Source organism: Bifidobacterium choerinum, from assembly GCF_002761235.1.
In the GTDB taxonomy this organism is placed as follows: domain Bacteria; phylum Actinomycetota; class Actinomycetes; order Actinomycetales; family Bifidobacteriaceae; genus Bifidobacterium; species Bifidobacterium choerinum.
In genome coordinates this window covers 519,826-535,424 of record NZ_CP018044.1, presented here as the reverse complement: position 1 = coordinate 535,424, position 15,599 = coordinate 519,826, and the positions used below count along the sequence as shown (strand labels likewise).

The following is a 15,599-nucleotide window of genomic DNA, read 5'->3' as shown; positions in this document are numbered from 1 at the left end:
CTGTACCAACTGATGCCGGCGAAGGGAGGCGTCTTAAAGACGTCGCCCGCCGCCGGCAATGAACGAGACTTTTTCACCCGTCCCGACGGGGACGGATTCAGCAACACCTCGAAAGGAGGCACAACATGGCTGAGAACGAATGGCTGAACAAGGACTTCTACAAAACCCTCGGTGTCTCCAAAGACGCCACGGAAAGCGAGATCACGAAGGCGTATCGCAAGCTCGCGCGTAAGTACCATCCGGACATCAACAAAACCAAGGAAGGCGAGGAGAAGTTCAAGGACATCTCCGAGGCCTACGATGTGCTCAAGGACAAGGAATCGCGTGAACGCTACGACGCGATCCGCCAGTTCGGCGCGGGCGGTGCGCGCTTCGCCGGCGGTGCGGGAGGCGCGGGCGGCTTCAACGCCTCCAACCTCAACGACATCTTCTCGATGTTCGGCGGCGGCGCAGGTGCGGGCGGCAACGGCTCGCACATCCGCTTCTCGACGAACGGCGGCGGCGCGGGCTTCGACGACATCTTCTCGATGTTCGGCGGCGGCAACGCAGGCGGCTACGGCGGCCACGGCTACGAGGACTACGGTGACGGCGCCTACGCCGGCTACCGTCCGACTCCGGCCCCGGAGGACGGCGCCGACCTCAACTCGAAGATCATGCTGACCTTCCGTCAGGCCGTCAAGGGCGCGACCGTCTCGCTGAGCGCGGGCGGCAAGAAGTTCAAGACGCGCATCCCGGCAGGCGTGAAGAACGGCCAGAAGATCAAGCTCGCCGGCAAGGGCAAGCCGGGCATGCACGGCGGCAGGAACGGCGACATGTATCTGACCGTCACCGTGACGCCGGACGCGAAGTTCACGATGGACGGCGTCGACCTCGTCATGGACCTGCCGGTCACCGTCGGCCAGGCCGTCGATGGCGGCAAAGTCGAGGCGAAGGACTTCAACGGCGAACCGGTGACCTTCAAGGTGCACGCCGGCACGTCGAGCGGCGCCGAGGTGCGCGTCAGGGGCAAGGGCGTCAAGACGAAGCGCGAGACCGGCGATCTCGTCGGACGCGTCCAGATCCGTGTCCCCGAGCATCCGGGCGTCGGCGAAAAGCACGCCGCGAAGGAATTCGACAAGGCGTGCGGCGACTTCGCCGATAGGCTCGCCGAGCAGCGGGAGGCTTGAGCAGCATGACGCGGGTCTCCCAGCAGAAACGCCGGCTGTATGAGATGTGCGCGATGGCGATCGTCGCGCAGCGGGCGAATCTCGAAGGTGCGGCGCGCGTCGGCTTCAACGTCGACCTGCCGATCTTCAGCGTCGGGCGCGCCGCCGAACTCGCGAGCATCCATCCGCAGACGCTGCGTCAGTACGACCGCGCCGGCCTCATCGTGCCGCAGCGCACAGAGGGCGGCGCACGTCGCTACTCGCTGCGCGACATCGACCGGCTCATACAGGCGCAGTCGATGAGTCAGCATGACGGCATCAACCTCACCGGCATCGCGCGCATCCTCGAACTTGAGGAGGAGAACCGTCAGCTGCGCCGGCAGCTTGAACGGCTGAGTGACAACTCGGTGAGTGTCTTCACCGCCGACATGGACGGCGACATCACCGAAGTGCGTCGTTCCTCGCGTGCGCGGCACTGGCGGCGGCATCTGCACCCGCAGACGCGGCAGCTGGCGGCCGGCGCGAGTCATCGGCCGGCTCAGGCCGAGTCGAAATCGGTGGTCCTGTGGCATACGATCTACCGGTGAACGAATAGGCGGCATAGGCATAGAGGACAGCAAGGCGTCCGGAACCTGAATTTGGGTTCCGGACGCCTTGTGTATGTATGTGTGGCGTCGCGTGTGGCGTATGCGTGCGCTGTGCGGGACGCGGGCGCGTATCGTAGGAAGTGGTGCCGGACCGAGATGGCCGTGGCGTATGGCGATCGAACGACGCGAATGACGAAGGAGGAGACGATGGGCGCTCGCAACAATGGAGCCGCCGGGGTCGGCGCGCTGCAGGGCGTGTTCTGGGACATGGATGGGACGCTCATCGATTCCGAGCCGCTGTGGCACGAAAGCGAGCTGCGGCTCGTGCGTGAATACGGCGGCCACTGGACGAAGCAGATGGCGATGGACGGCTCCGGTCGACCGGTGCCGCAGATCGCCCATGAGATGGCCGATCTCGGTTGTCCGCTGCCTCCCGACGAGATCGGACGTCGCATGATCCAATACGTGACCGACGAGGAGAAGAAGCGGCTGCCGTGGATACCCGGCGTGCGCCGTCTGCTCGAGCAGCTGCGCGACGCCGGTGTGCCGTCGATGCTCGTGACGACGTCGCCGCGTGACCTGGCTGAGAACCTCATCGCGCAGGCGCCGCCGAACACTTTCGCCGGTTATGTATGCGGCGACGACGACGTGCCGAAGAAACCCGATCCGGCGCCGTACAAGCTTGCCGCGCAACGACTCGGCATCCCCGATGTGCTGCTGCCGTGCTGCGTCGCCTTCGAGGATTCGATGAGCGGGCGCACGTCGGCTGCCGCGTCCGGCATGATGACCGTCGTCGTGACCGGCTATCTCGCCGGCGGCTATGTGCCCGGTCCCGGCTACACGACGACCGAAAACTACGACGACATCACGCCGCAGTCGCTTAACCGCATGGTGCAGCGCATGTACGACCGTCTCGCGCCGCTCGTCGGGCGTGACTGAGCCTGCGTCCGCCGCGCACGATCGACGTGTATGTCAAGTGCGCGTGACGGCCTTGTGCATGATGTATGCGTCGTCGGGCATCCGTTCACATCCATCTCACGGGGGCATCAGGAGGCTTTCGCCAAGGAAGTGCCGGGGGTCGTCACCGGCAAGCCGATCAAGGATCTGAAGGTCGACAAGATCGCCGGCGCCAGCTGGACGAGCGACGCCTTCAACGCCGCCTTGGATGAGGTGCGGCGGCAGGCGGCGCAGCAGCACTGACCTGTAGTCGCGTCCTGGGCCGTGGCGGTCGGCGGGAGGCACGAGCGGGATGAGGGTCGTCGTGTCCGGTTCCGCTTCTGCCGCGTTCCGCGGCCGACATGGGCGCGACCATGCGTATAACAGCCCGACCTGAGCGTTACGTGATTTTGCCGTGGTAGCGGAAACCCGCGTGATTGCGGGCGAAACGCGCCCTGATCCCGTACCGTGGAGGATAGTTCAAGGTTTTTCGGACTTTGGAAAGACTCAAAGGAAGCGCAATATGTATTGGATTTGGACGCTCGTCGTCGGAGCGATCATCGGCGCCATCGCCGGCGCGATCACCAACCGCAGCGGATCGATGGGTTGGATCGCCAACATCATCGCCGGTCTTGTGGGCTCGTCGCTCGGTCAGGCGATCTTCGGCAGTTGGGGACCGCAGCTCGGAGGCATGGCAATCTTCCCATCGCTCATCGGCGCGGTCATCGTGGTGCTAGTCGCCTCGTTCGTCGTGATGCGGGTCGTCGGCAAGAGTTGACTGTTCGCGCTTCGGTCTCGATTATGCGCAATTAGCCCGTATTGGGCCGTACTGCGGTCCAATCCACAAGCCTACCGTTGACGGCGCCCGGCGCACCAGACATGCCGGACCGCCCAATCGGCGAGGTCGAGCAGCAGCACGTCGGCCGCATAGCCGCGGCATACCAGGCCGAGCGGCGCGCCGGTGACGGCGTTCGGACGGTCGAAGCCGAAGACCTGCGCCGGAATGAGCGTCGCCGCGGCGACGGCGTCGGCCGGGGCCATGCCCAGATTGAGCACCGCACGTCGCACTGCGCCCTCGAGCAGCAGCGTCGACCCGGCGATCGCGCCGTTCGAGACGAGACGGGCGTGGCCGTCGACGACCCGCACATCCAGTCCGCCGAGCTTGTAGGGACCGTCCGGGCAGTCGGTCGCCGCCATCGCGTCGGTGACGAAGACGGTGCGGCGCGGTGCGAAGCCGAGCGCCATGCGCAGCACCGGGTCCTGCACATGGAAGCCGTCGGTGATCAGTTCGATCGCGACGCGCGGGTCCTCGACGGCCGCTGGGATCGGCCCGGGCTTGCGATGGTGCAGCGACGGCATCGCGTTGAACAGATGCGTCATCAGCCGTGCGCCGGCGTCGAAGGCGCGCACGGCCGTCATGTAGTCGGCGTCGGTGTGGCCGACGGCCGCGACGACGCTGGCGTTCGCGAACATGCCGATCGCCCGCATCGCGTGCGGCAGCTCCGGCGCGATCGTGATCTGCCGCAGGCATCCGTCGGCGGCGTCGAGCAACGTCTCGACATGCTCCGGCGTCGGGTCGCGCAGGCATGCGGGATCATGTGCGCCCTTGTGCAGCGGCGAAAGGAACGGGCCTTCCAGATGCGCGCCGAGGATGTCGGGCCGCTCGCGCATCGCGTCGCGCACATTGCGCAGGTTCGCGGTCAGGGCGTCGAAGGGATTCGTGATGAGGCTGCAGACCTGCCGCGTCGTGCCATGCATCATATGCCCGGCACGCGCGACGCGGATGCCGTCGGCGCCGTCGTCGAAGGACATGCCCCACGCGCCGTGCGCATGGATGTCCACGTATCCCGGCGTCAGCAGCATGCCGTGCGCGTCGTGCGTGTGTTCGTCATCGATGCCGTGCCGCGCGGCGGCGGCCTTGAAATCCGCAGCCGTCGCGCCTGCGGCGACGATGACGCCGTCCGAGCAGATGATCCAGCTGTCGGGGAGGATGCCGCGTGCGTCGACGCGCGTCGCGTTGACGATGCCGAAGGCTTCGGGCGGCAGGGCGAAGGAACGTGCGATTCGTTCGGCGGTCGCGGCGCGTTCATGCGGCGCCGTCGGGATGCCGGGAAGTTCGGATGGGCTGTCCTGATGCATGATCGTCATTTTCGTGTCCTGTACGGTCCGCTGGCGGACGCGCGCCCTCAGATGCCCTGCCATGCCGGCTTGTGCGCGTAGGCGTAGCGGTAGTAGTCCTTGTTGCGCAGTCGTGCCGCCGCCTGTTCGTCGACGATGACGGTCGCGTGCGGATGCAGTTGCAGCGCGCTCGCCGGGCAGAACGACGAGACGCCGCCCTCGACCGTCTCGGCGATCGCTTCGGCCTTGCCGTCGCCGAACGCGAGCAGCACGAGATGGCGCGCCTTCATGATCGTGCCGATGCCCTGCGTGATGCAGTGCGTCGGCACCTGATCGACGTCGCCGTCGAAGAAGCGCGCGTTGTCGATGCGCGTCTGTTCGGTGAGCGTCTTGATGCGCGTGCCCGAGGCGAGCGACGAACCCGGCTCGTTGAACCCGATGTGGCCGTCGGTGCCGATGCCGAGGATCTGCACGTCGATGCCGCCGGCCGCCTCGATGGCCGCGTCGTATGCCTTGCCGGCATGTTCGATCGTCGCGAGGTCGCCGTTCGGCACATGGACGAGCTCCGGGTCGAGGCCGAGCGGTTCGATGACGGTGCGTTCGATGACGCTGTGATACGACTCCGGATGCTTCGGGTCGAGGCCCGCGTACTCGTCGAGCGAGAAGCCGCGCACCCGCGAGACATCGAGACCGCGTTCCGTGATCGTCCTCGCTAGCTCCTGATAGGCGGCGAGCGGGCTCGAGCCGGTCGCAAGGCCGAGCACGCAGTCTGGCTTGCGCTCGATGAGATCGGCCACGCACTTGGCGTAGATGGCGCCTGCCTCTCGTTCGGACTCGGCGATGATGACTTCCGTCATGATGATGCTCCTTCGTGATGCCGTCGAGGCTATGCGGCGGCTGATCGATGATTGGCTATTGTGAATGCTGATTGCCGTATGGGCGGTGTCACGCGCCGACCGATGCCGCAGCGTTGAGCGCTGCGCCGATCGCGCCCACCGGCAGATCCTTCGGCGCGAGCCGCAGGCGCGCCGGCAGGTTGAGCGCATGGATGAAGCCGCTGTCATGGGCGCGGCGGCGCAGTTCGGCGCGGATCGCATCGAGCAGCGGAGTGCCGGTCTTCGCCATGCCGCCGCCGATGATGATGACGTTCGGGTCGACGGTCACGGCGAGCACGTCGAGCGCGTTGGCGATCGCGGCGACGATCGTGTCGCGCGTCTCGACGGCATGCCGGTGGCGCGGATGTGCGTCGTCGGCCGCTGCCGCGAGGATGTCCGGCATCGGCGGATCGGCATACGGCCACAGCCGTTTTGCGGCCCCGCCGCTGCCCGCCGTCTCGAGACAGCCGCGCTGCCCGCATGCGCAGCGCCAGCGATGCGGCTCGACCGGGATGTGGCCGATTTCGCCGACCGTGTTGCTTGAGCCGTGGTCGAGCCTGCCGTCGCGGATGACGCCGGCCGCCATGCCGGTGCCGAGATTGAGGAACGCGATCGTCTCGTCGGACGCGGTGCCGTCCTCGATGAGGCGGGCGGCGCCGAAGGCGGCCGCGTTGACGTCGTTCTCGACGACCGTCGGCAGTCCGAAGCGCGCATGGATGGCGCCTGCGAGCGGCACATGGTCGATGGACAGGTTTGCGATGTCGCGCACGTCGCCGGTCGTGCCGTCCACGGTGCCGGGCGTGCCGATGCCGATCGCGCCGCAATCTGCGGGAACGTGGGCGAGCAGCGTGTCGATGAGCGCGGCGACGTCGTCGATGAGCGCGGCGGCTCCCGGCCGGGCGGGGCGGTCGGCCTGAGTGAGGACGCACACGTCGCCGTCGCCGGCATGCGCGGACGTGTCGATGACGACGCCCGCGATCTTCGTGCCGCCCACGTCGATGCCGATGAGCGGCGGCGGTGAATTGGTTGAATCTGCCATGACAACTCCTTTGTTGCGGCTGATGGTGGTGAGGGTCGACGCCCGCTCAATCGCGTGCGCGCAGTTCGCGGATATGCGGCACGAGGAGCCGCAGCACGTTGATCGCCTGCCCGCGCAGCGAGGCGTCCGCGCCGACCTGACAGCGGTGCAGCAGCGGAATCGTCATGTACTGCGTGTTCATCGCGGCGCTCAGCTCGCCGCGCATCGCATGGATGAAGGTCTCGCCGGCGATGTCCGCGGGGGCGTCGATCGTCACGTCGCGCAGATTGAGCAGGCCGAGCGACATCGCCATGACGCGGCCGAGCAGCTGGCCCGCCCCGGTGAGGATCTCGGTGCGCTGCGCGGGGTCGACGGCGATCTGCGCGTACAGGTTGTTCGTGGACAGGTACGCCTCGAGGCAGCCGCGTTTGCCGCAGGCGCAGGCGGGGCCTTCCGGGTCGACGACGACATGGCCGATCTCGCCGGCCATCGAGGTGGCGCCGTCGATGATCTGCCCGTTGAGGCACAGACTGGCGCCGACGCCGGCGCCGATGCGGATCAGCATCGAATCGTCGCCGCCTTCGCCGAAGAACCGTTCCGCGACGAGCGCCGCGTTGGTGGCGTTGCCGACGAGCACGGGCATGCCGAGCGCCTCGCGCAACTGGGCGTGCAGCGGCACGTCCTCCCATCCCAGCTGCACGGCGTCCACGACGGTGCCGTCACGGTCGACGACGCCGGGCACGGCCACGCCGACGCCGAGGATCGGCTGTACGGCGTCCGCCTTGAGCCGCTGCACGAGATCGATGATGATCTCGAGCGTGACGTCGGTGCCGTGTTCGACCGGTATCTCGGTGCGTTCGATGATGCGCCCGCCGAGGTCGACGAGCGCGCCCTGCACGACGTACTGCTGGGACAGGTCGATTGTGATGATGCGCCAGAAGGCGGTGTCGATCGCGAGCATGACCGAGCGTTTGCCGCGGCCGCTGCGCGTGTCCTCGCCGACTGCGCGGATGATGTGGTTGTCGAGCATCTCGCCGGTCACTTCGGTGGCGGCCATGCGCGAGAGCCCGAGCGTCTTGCCCAGTTCGCTGCGCGAGATCGACGCGGCCGGGAACAGCAGATTGAACGCGGCCATCGTGTTGCGGCCGCGGATGTCGGAGGGTACGGTCTTCGTGCTCGTGTTCAGCAGGATCTGTTCGAGTGGCGAAGGGTTCATTATGGCTCCTTGTCTCGAATGCCGCCGTACGATGGTGGATGGATGTCGGCGTCGATGGTCGGCTGATATGTTCAGCGTAGCAAGTTGTCTTAATTATGTCAATCAAGTATACATAATTACGCTGTTGTGAAAAATCGTGTTGTTGCGGCGCTTGACGTCGTCACTTCGACCTGTGCATCTGTGGTGATGATTGGTTATTGTCACCGTCATATCGATATGGCTGCGGCGCTTCGGCCGCGTCCTGTTCGGGGGTGTCCGCGAAGCCGATGTAGACGTTGCCGCTGTAGCTGACGTGCGAGCCGCGGGGATGCCATTCGGTGCGTTTCGGCGTGGCGCCGGCGTAGACGAAGGTGTTGCCCTCGACGTCGGCCGTGCCGTCCGCGCGGTCGAGGCGCAGCGGGTCGGCGTCTTCGGCGATGATGAAGGTGTTGCCGGTGACGCTCGCGTCCGGGTTGCGCGGGATGTCGATCGCCCCCATGCGGTCGCGGTCGGAGACGTTGCAGTGGAACAGCGAGTTGACGGCCTTCTCGTTGCAGAACATGATGCACCCGCCCGAGTTGTTGCGCGAATAGTTGTAGCGGTACTCGGTGCCGTCGCCGAAGTCGGCGTCCCACGCCTGGCCGTCGCCGTTGCCGCGGTCGGCGTTGAGCGTGTCGTAGGCCTCGTTGTATTCGAAGATCGCGTTTCTGCAGCGCCACGGCCAGATCGCCGCGGCGACGCGGTCGTTCGTCGTCGCCGTGTAGACGTCGTCGCGGATGTCGCTGGCCGCTTCGCGCGAGACGTTGCGCCGCACGAGCGGACGGTCGCAGTACATGACGGTGATCGCGTCGCCGCCGGCGCGCTCGACGACGTTGCCTTCGACGACGACGTTCGTCGCGCCGTAGCGGCGCAGCGTCGCCTCGTCGATCGTGCCGTCGCCGTAGTCGAAGGTGTTGTCCCAGTTGCCGTCGGCGTCGCGTCCGCCGTGGTCGATGACGTTGAGGTAGGCGGTGTATCCGACGGCGATGCCCCAGCGGCTCGTGTCGCGCACGATGTTGTCGGCGATGCGCAGGTCGTCGAAGCGCGCGATGTTCGTCTCGATCGTCGACGCGTCCTCGGGGAGGTGCGCGATGATCTGGATGCCGCCGTTGGCCATGTGCTTGTCGTAGATGTTGCCGTTCACGTCGTGGATGTACAGCCGCTCCAGCCTGACGCCGCGCGACGTGCCGCCGTTCTCGGCGATGACGGCGACGCCGGTGCGGTCCATGACGTCGAGGTCGTTGTAGCGGTGGCCGTCGGCGTCGTCGATGCGCCGGTTCGTGATCTCGATGTCGTGTACGTGCACGTGCGAGCAGTCGCGCAGCAGCAGCGCCGTCGAGACGGTACCGCGGTTGCGGTGCGGGGAGCCTCCGATCGGTGCGCGGTAGTCCTCGAACCATCGGCCGTTGCCGTCGCAGGCGATGATCGGAAGCGGCTGTGACGGGTCGCCGTAGCAGCCGATCGTCACGGGCCGCTCCGCGTCGCCGGAGATGTCGTGCAGATGCAGCGACTGTCCGGTGAATCGCGAGCCGCGCGCGAGCAGCAGCGCGTCGCCGGGGGATGGGTCGAGCCCCTCGGCGCGGGCGAGCGTGCGCCACGCCGATGCCGGCGTCAGGCCGTCGTTGGCGTCGTCGCCGTCGGATGAGGAGATGAAGTGGTCGGTCATGGCGTGGCCTTTCGTTGGTGTTGTGCCGTTCGCGCGTCCTTCGTCGGTGCGGTCGGGCAGAAGGGATGACTCGAGTGTACACCATTTGAACGGAATGATGACATTACGGTATATGGTCGATAAATGCTGATATTTCAACGTTTCTTGAGTAGATATGCTCAGAAAGAACTAAAAAGTAATCAAAGTTGACAAAAAGTTGACGGCTCGGTATCGTGAAGGCATCACCACGAGGCAGTGGCGGTGCAACGTAAGCCAAAAGGAACCAATGGGCGGCTGTCCGCCCATAGCCCCGATCACGAAGGAGTGCAGGGACATGAAGTGGAACAAGGGTTTGATGACCGGAGCGGCGGCGGTCGCCGCGGCGTGCATGGCGCTGTCCGGATGCGGCGGCGCCTCATCGTCCGGCGGCGCATCCGGCGGTTCGTCGTCCGGCGGCAAGGTGGAGATCACCTACATCCACCGACTTCCGGACAAGTCGGGCATGACGTCGGTCGAGCAGATCGTCTCGCGCTGGAACAAGGAGCATCCGGACATCCATGTCAAGGCGATCCATTTCAACGGCAACGCCTCCGACCTCATCAAGAAGCTCGAGACTGACGTCAAGGCGGGCAACGCCCCCGACCTCGCGCAGGCCGGCTACTCCGAGATCCCCGAGCTCTTCACGAAGGGCATCCTCGAGGACGTGACCTCCGAGGCCGAACAGTACAAGGGCGACTTCGCCGAAGGCCCGTTCGACAACATGTCGATCGGCGGCAAGACCTTCGGCCTGCCGCAGGATACCGGACCGCTCGTCTACTACTACAACAAGACCGAATTCGACAAGCTCGGCATTGCCGTGCCGAAGACGCAGGGCGAACTTATCGCCAGCGCGAAGAAGGCCGCCGCGCAGGGCAAGTACATCATGTCCTTCCAGGCGGATGAGGCGGGCAACATGCTCACCGGCCTCGCCGGCGCCTCCAGGCCGTGGTACACGGTCGAGGGCGACGCATGGAAGGTCGATACGCAGACGGCGGGCTCGAAGGCCGTCGCGAAGGTCTACCAGCAGCTGCTCGACGACAAGTCGGCGACGACGAACCCGCGCTGGGATCCGTCCTTCGACGCCTCGCTGCAGAAGGGCGAGCTCATCGGCACGATCGGAGCCGCATGGGAGGCACCGCTGCTGATGGATTCGATGGCGGACAAGGGCAAGGGCGACTGGCGCGTCGCGCAGATTGGCGACTGGTTCGACAACGGCGAGAAGACCGGCCCTGACGGCGGCTCCGGAGTCGTCGCTCTCAAGGGCATCAAGCACAAGGCCGAGGCGATGCAGTTCCTCGACTGGTTCAACACGCAGATCGACGACCTGACCTCGCAGGGCCTCGTCGTCGCCGCGACGACCGGCACCGCGAAGACGCCGGCGAGCTGGTCCGAGTTCTACGGCGGCCAGGACGTCATGGCCGAGTTCGCGGCGGCGAACGCCAACCTCGCCGGATTCTCGTACATCCCCGGCTTCTCCGCCGTCGGCACGGCGATGAAGGAGAAGGCCGCGGACGTGGCCGAGGGCAAGGCGAAGACCGGATCCATCTTCGACGCTGCGCAGACCGCATCGGTCGACACCCTCAAGGACTACGGACTGTCGGTCGCGCAATAGGCGACACGACGCCGGCAAGCACGGCAATCACCGACAGGAGGGGACGGGATCCGTCCCGTCCCCTCCCATCCATCTTGTGCAAAGGAGCAATGCGATGGCAACGGTAATCTCATCAGCGACGCCCACCAAACCCGGCGTCCTCGTGCGCGCCACGGAAGGCGAGACGGGGGCGACGAAGGGCAAGAGGACGAAGGGACGCCTGTCCCCGGCGGCAAGGCGCGAGGAGCGCACCGGCTGGCTGTTCATGCTGCCGTTCGTGTTGCTCTTCCTGCTCGTCTTCATCGTCCCGATCCTCTACGCGGTCTACTCGAGCTTCTTCCAGCAGGTCGCGACCGGCGGCGGCGCCTACGGCGGCGGCGAAATCGTCAACAGATTCGTCGGACTCGAAAACTTCAAATACGTCATCACATCGGGCACCTTCTGGGCGGGCATGGGCAGGGTGCTGCTCTACACGCTCATCCAGGTGCCGATCATGATCATCAGCGCGCTCGCGCTCGCGATGCTGCTCGACTCGCTCATCGTCAAGCACGTCGCCGGCTTCCGCCTCGGCTACTTCCTGCCGTACGCGATCCCGGGCGTCATCGCCTCGATCATCTGGGTGTATCTGTACAACGGCCAGATCTCGCCGATCGTCAAGGGGCTCGCGGCGCTCGGCATCAACGTCGACTTCTTCGCAAGCAACGTCGTGCTCGCGTCGATGGTCAACATCACGACGTGGACCTTCACCGGTTACAACATGCTGATCTTCCTTTCGGCGCTGCAGGCGATCCCGCACGAGCTCTACGAGGCGGCGCGCATCGACGGCGCGAACGGCTGGCAGGTCGCCACGAAGATCAAGCTGCCGAACGTGCGCGGCGCCGCGCTGCTCGCGATGCTGCTGTCGATCGTCGGCACGATCCAGCTGTTCAACGAGCCCCAGGTCATGCAGACCGCCGATCCGGCCATCTCCTCCTCGTACACGCCGATGATGATGGCGTTCAACACATCCCGCGGCTTCCTCACCCCGAAGGGCGACGGCCCCGCCAACGCAATCGCGATCGTCATGGCGATCATCGCCGGACTGCTCGCAATGATCTACGCCTTCGCTGAAAGGAAGGTGAACGAGTCATGAGCCTCATCGACACCACGCGCGCGAAGTTCCGCAACCCGATGCGCGCACAGAAGAAAGCCGACCGTATGCGCGAACGCATGGAGAACGACCTGCCGCGTTCGATGCGTCCGAAGCCGATCGCGAAGATCCTGACGGTCATCATCCTCGTCGTCGCGCTCATCTACTTCCTGTTCCCGATCTACTGGGCGATCGTCGCGTCCACGAAGAGCCCGGCGCAGCTCACCGGATCGAACGGCCTGTGGTTCGCGGTGCCGCTGAACGAACTGCCCGACGCGATCGCCGCGAACTACGCCACATTGCTCGGCTGGACGCGTGACAGCTTCTGGCGTTGGGTCGGCAACTCGCTGCTCTATTCGGGCCTCTCGGCGGTCATCGGCACCGTCGTCTCGGTCATGGCCGGCTATGCGACGGCGAAATTCCGGTTCCGCGGCAAAGGCGTGACGATTGGCGTCATCATGGCGGCGATGCTGATGCCGGCGGCGCTGCTGACGATCCCGCAGTATGCGATCTTCAACTCGCTGCATCTGGACAACACGATGCTCGCGGTCATCATCCCGTGCTGCGTCTCGCCCTTCGGCTTCTTCCTGGGCCGCGTCTACGCGCAGAGCTCAGTGCCGAACGAGCTGCTCGAGGCGGCGCGCATCGACGGCGCCGGCGAGGCGCGCATCTTCTTCACGATTGTGCTGCGGCTGCTCGCCCCGGCGATGGTCACGATCTTCCTGTTCATGTTCGTGGCCACTTGGAACAACTTCCTGCTGCCGCTGATGATGCTTTCGAGCGAGGACCTCTATCCGGTCACGCTCGGCCTGTACGGCATGGTCTCGCTCGCCGTCTTCAACGACCGCGGCGCGTTGATGATGGGCGCACTGCTCGGCGTGCTGCCGGTCATCATCCTCTTCCTGACGCTGCAGCGCTTCTGGCGTGCGGGCCTCGCGGCCGGTTCCGTCAAGGGCTGAGCGGCGCGCAGCCTTCCCGATGTGCGTGGCCGCGCATGGGCGACCATGCGACGCGGATCATGCGCGGCCGCGCATCTGCCTTCCGTCTATCCTCATTCCCCAGTATTTCCGATTTCCCGATTTCTCCCATCCCCTCCCATTCGTTCCCAAGGAGTCATCATGACCACGACTGGCCGTTTCACGATACCGAGCGAAGAGCATTTCGCCGACGAGACGAAGCGTCTCGCCGAACTGTGGGGCGCCGACGCCATCCGCAATTCCGACGGCACCCATCTGGACGAGGCCGTCGAGCGGCTCGGCAAGAAGATCTACAGCGCCTACTTCCCGACGCGCGCTCACAATGAATGGATCAGCCTGCACATGGATGAGACGCCGCAGGTCTACCTGCTCACGCAGCGCGTCCTCGCCGAGGCGGACACGGTCACCGTCGACCTGATGGAGCGCTTCTACGCCGAGCAGCTGCAGCCGAACCGCGACGCCGACCCGCACCGCTACTGGGAGGTCGTCGACCGCACGACCGGCGAGGTCGTCGACCCGGAACGTTGGGATTTCGACGCCGAGCATGATGCGGTGACGATCCGCGGGAGCGAAGCGATGCACGAATACACGGTCTCGTTCCTCGCATACATCATCTGGGATCCGGTCGAGATGTACAACCATCTGACGAACGACTGGGGAGACAAGGAGCATGAGATCCCCTTCGATATCTACCATCCGGCGACGCGCGACTTCGTGTTCCGCACGTTCGGGCAGTGGCTCAAGGACAATCCGCAGACCGACGTCGTGCGCTTCACGACCTTCTTCTACCAGTTCACGCTGATTTTTGACCAGAAGCACCGCGAGAAGATCGTCGACTGGTTCGGCTGCGCCTGCACGGTCTCGCCGCGCGCGCTCGACGACTTCGAGGCGCTGCACGGTTACCGTCTGCGCCCCGAGGACTTCGTGGACGAAGGCTGCTACAACTCTACGTGGCGCATCCCGCGCAAGGCGCAACACGACTGGATCGCGTTCCTGGCCACCTTCGTGCGCGCGAACGTCAAGAAGCTCGTCGACGAGACGCACGCCGCCGGCAAGGAGGCGATGATGTTCCTCGGCGATCAGTGGATCGGCACCGAACCGTACATGGAAGGCTTCGACGAGCTCGGCCTTGACGCGGTCGTCGGCTCGGTCGGCGACGGCACGACGCTGCGCATGATCGCCGACATCCCCGGCGTGCGCTACACCGAGGGCCGCTTCCTGCCGTACTTCTTCCCCGACACCTTCCATGAGGGCAACGATCCGAGCATCGAAGGCCTCGACAACTGGCGCAAGGCGCGCCGTGCGATCCTGCGTTCGCCGATCTCGCGCATGGGCTACGGCGGCTACCTCTCGCTCGCCGCGAAGTTCCCGAAATTCGTCGACACGGTGACGGCGATCGCCGACGAATTCCGCGACATCCACGAGCGTACCGGCGGCAAGCCGGCCGAAGGCGAGCTCAACGTCGCGATCCTCAACTGCTGGGGCCGCATGCGTAGTTGGATGGCGTTCACCGTCGCGCACGCGCTGCCGAACCAGCAGACCTACTCGTACTACGGCATCCTCGAGGCGCTCTCCGGCATGCGCGTCAACGTGCGCTTCATCAGCTTCGACGACGTGCTCGAACGGGGCGTCGACGACGACGTCGACGTCATCATCAACGCCGGCCCCGAGCGCACCTCCTTCAGCGGCGGGGACGTGTGGCGCGACCCGCGCCTCGTCTCGACGATCCGGCGCTGGGTGCGCGGCGGTGGCGCCTTCGTCGGCGTCGGACAGCCGACGTCGAGCGATTGGCAGGGGCGGTTCTTCCAGCTCGCCGACGTGCTCGGCGTCGACCAGGAGCGCTTCCAGACGTTGTCGGTCGACAAGTACTGGCCCGCCGTCACGGACGCCAACTTCATCACCGAGGAGGCGACCGACGTCGACTTCGGAGAACCGATTCTCAACGTCTACCCGATCGATGAGGACGTGACGCTGCTCGACGTGAAGGACGGCCGCGTGCGGCTCGCCGCCAACGACTACGGCCGCGGCCGCGGCGTCTACATCTCCGGATTGCCGTATTCGGCGGCGAACGCCCGGCTGCTCGAACGCGCGTTGTTCTATGCGAGCCGCAACGAGGACCGTTACGCCGCATGGAGCTCGACGAACCCGGAATGCGAGGTCGCCCACTTCCCGGAAAGGCACCTGTATTGCGTCGTCAACAACACCGATCAGATGCAGACGACGAGGGTGCAGCGCGCAGACGGCGCAATCGACGATTTCACACTCGCGCCGAGCGCGATCGCTTGGCAGGAGCTCGAATAGACGA

General features: G+C 65.7%; 13 protein-coding genes and 1 pseudogene. 9 read left to right on the top strand and 5 right to left on the bottom strand.

Annotated elements, in window-relative coordinates:
* Positions 1–125: 125 nt before the first annotated feature.
* From BcFMB_RS02055 to BcFMB_RS02040, 5 genes and pseudogenes are all read left to right on the top strand, one after another.
* Positions 126–1,166, top strand: a complete 1,041-nt coding sequence (locus BcFMB_RS02055) for a DnaJ C-terminal domain-containing protein (protein WP_099720918.1) — start codon at positions 126–128, stop codon at positions 1,164–1,166.
* A 5-nt stretch (positions 1,167–1,171) separates the two neighbouring features.
* Positions 1,172–1,732 carry a heat shock protein transcriptional repressor HspR gene (locus BcFMB_RS02050; RefSeq protein WP_099720917.1) on the top strand — a complete coding sequence of 187 codons (561 nt, stop codon included), beginning with the start codon at positions 1,172–1,174 and terminating at the stop codon, positions 1,730–1,732.
* Positions 1,733–1,921: 189 nt separating this feature from the next.
* Complete coding sequence (locus tag BcFMB_RS02045; protein ID WP_232513850.1) at positions 1,922–2,671, top strand: HAD family hydrolase; 750 nt, start codon at positions 1,922–1,924, stop codon at positions 2,669–2,671.
* A gap of 42 nt (positions 2,672–2,713) precedes the next feature.
* A pseudogene (locus BcFMB_RS09465) lies at positions 2,714–2,932 on the top strand (FMN-binding protein); the annotation flags it as partial.
* 259 nt (positions 2,933–3,191) lie between these two features.
* Positions 3,192–3,446: a GlsB/YeaQ/YmgE family stress response membrane protein gene (locus tag BcFMB_RS02040; protein WP_024541535.1), complete on the top strand. Its 255-nt coding sequence runs from the start codon at positions 3,192–3,194 to the stop codon at positions 3,444–3,446.
* A 71-nt stretch (positions 3,447–3,517) separates the two neighbouring features.
* Here the strand turns inward: BcFMB_RS02040 and nagA are convergent, their stop codons facing one another.
* The 5 genes from nagA to BcFMB_RS02015 all read right to left on the bottom strand — a co-directional run bounded on the left by nagA (position 3,518) and on the right by BcFMB_RS02015 (position 9,579).
* Complete coding sequence (nagA, locus tag BcFMB_RS02035) at positions 3,518–4,807, bottom strand: N-acetylglucosamine-6-phosphate deacetylase (RefSeq protein WP_099721691.1); 1,290 nt, start codon at positions 4,805–4,807, stop codon at positions 3,518–3,520.
* A gap of 47 nt (positions 4,808–4,854) precedes the next feature.
* A complete protein-coding gene (nagB, locus tag BcFMB_RS02030) occupies positions 4,855–5,643 on the bottom strand; it encodes a glucosamine-6-phosphate deaminase (RefSeq protein WP_024541537.1) in 789 nt (262 codons plus the stop codon).
* 88 nt (positions 5,644–5,731) lie between these two features.
* Positions 5,732–6,700: an ROK family protein gene (locus tag BcFMB_RS02025; RefSeq protein WP_099720916.1), complete on the bottom strand. Its 969-nt coding sequence runs from the start codon at positions 6,698–6,700 to the stop codon at positions 5,732–5,734.
* Between the two features lie 46 nt (positions 6,701–6,746).
* On the bottom strand, positions 6,747–7,895 hold the full coding sequence (locus BcFMB_RS02020) for an ROK family protein (RefSeq protein WP_232513849.1): 1,149 nt from the start codon (positions 7,893–7,895) through the stop codon (positions 6,747–6,749).
* A gap of 160 nt (positions 7,896–8,055) precedes the next feature.
* On the bottom strand, positions 8,056–9,579 hold the full coding sequence (locus BcFMB_RS02015) for a hypothetical protein (RefSeq protein WP_099720915.1): 1,524 nt from the start codon (positions 9,577–9,579) through the stop codon (positions 8,056–8,058).
* Positions 9,580–9,892: 313 nt separating this feature from the next.
* Here BcFMB_RS02015 and BcFMB_RS02010 point away from each other — a divergent pair, with 313 nt between their 5' ends.
* The 4 genes from BcFMB_RS02010 to gnpA all read left to right on the top strand — a co-directional run bounded on the left by BcFMB_RS02010 (position 9,893) and on the right by gnpA (position 15,595).
* Positions 9,893–11,209: an ABC transporter substrate-binding protein gene (locus tag BcFMB_RS02010; RefSeq protein WP_099720914.1), complete on the top strand. Its 1,317-nt coding sequence runs from the start codon at positions 9,893–9,895 to the stop codon at positions 11,207–11,209.
* A 244-nt stretch (positions 11,210–11,453) separates the two neighbouring features.
* Positions 11,454–12,320 (top strand): carbohydrate ABC transporter permease, encoded by an 867-nt coding sequence (locus BcFMB_RS02005; protein WP_232513900.1) that lies wholly within the window; start codon positions 11,454–11,456, stop codon positions 12,318–12,320.
* A gap of 38 nt (positions 12,321–12,358) precedes the next feature.
* Positions 12,359–13,276: a carbohydrate ABC transporter permease gene (locus BcFMB_RS02000; RefSeq protein ID WP_418215008.1), complete on the top strand. Its 918-nt coding sequence runs from the start codon at positions 12,359–12,361 to the stop codon at positions 13,274–13,276.
* Between the two features lie 159 nt (positions 13,277–13,435).
* On the top strand, positions 13,436–15,595 hold the full coding sequence (gene gnpA / locus BcFMB_RS01995; protein WP_099720913.1) for a 1,3-beta-galactosyl-N-acetylhexosamine phosphorylase: 2,160 nt from the start codon (positions 13,436–13,438) through the stop codon (positions 15,593–15,595).
* Positions 15,596–15,599: the final 4 nt, after the last annotated feature.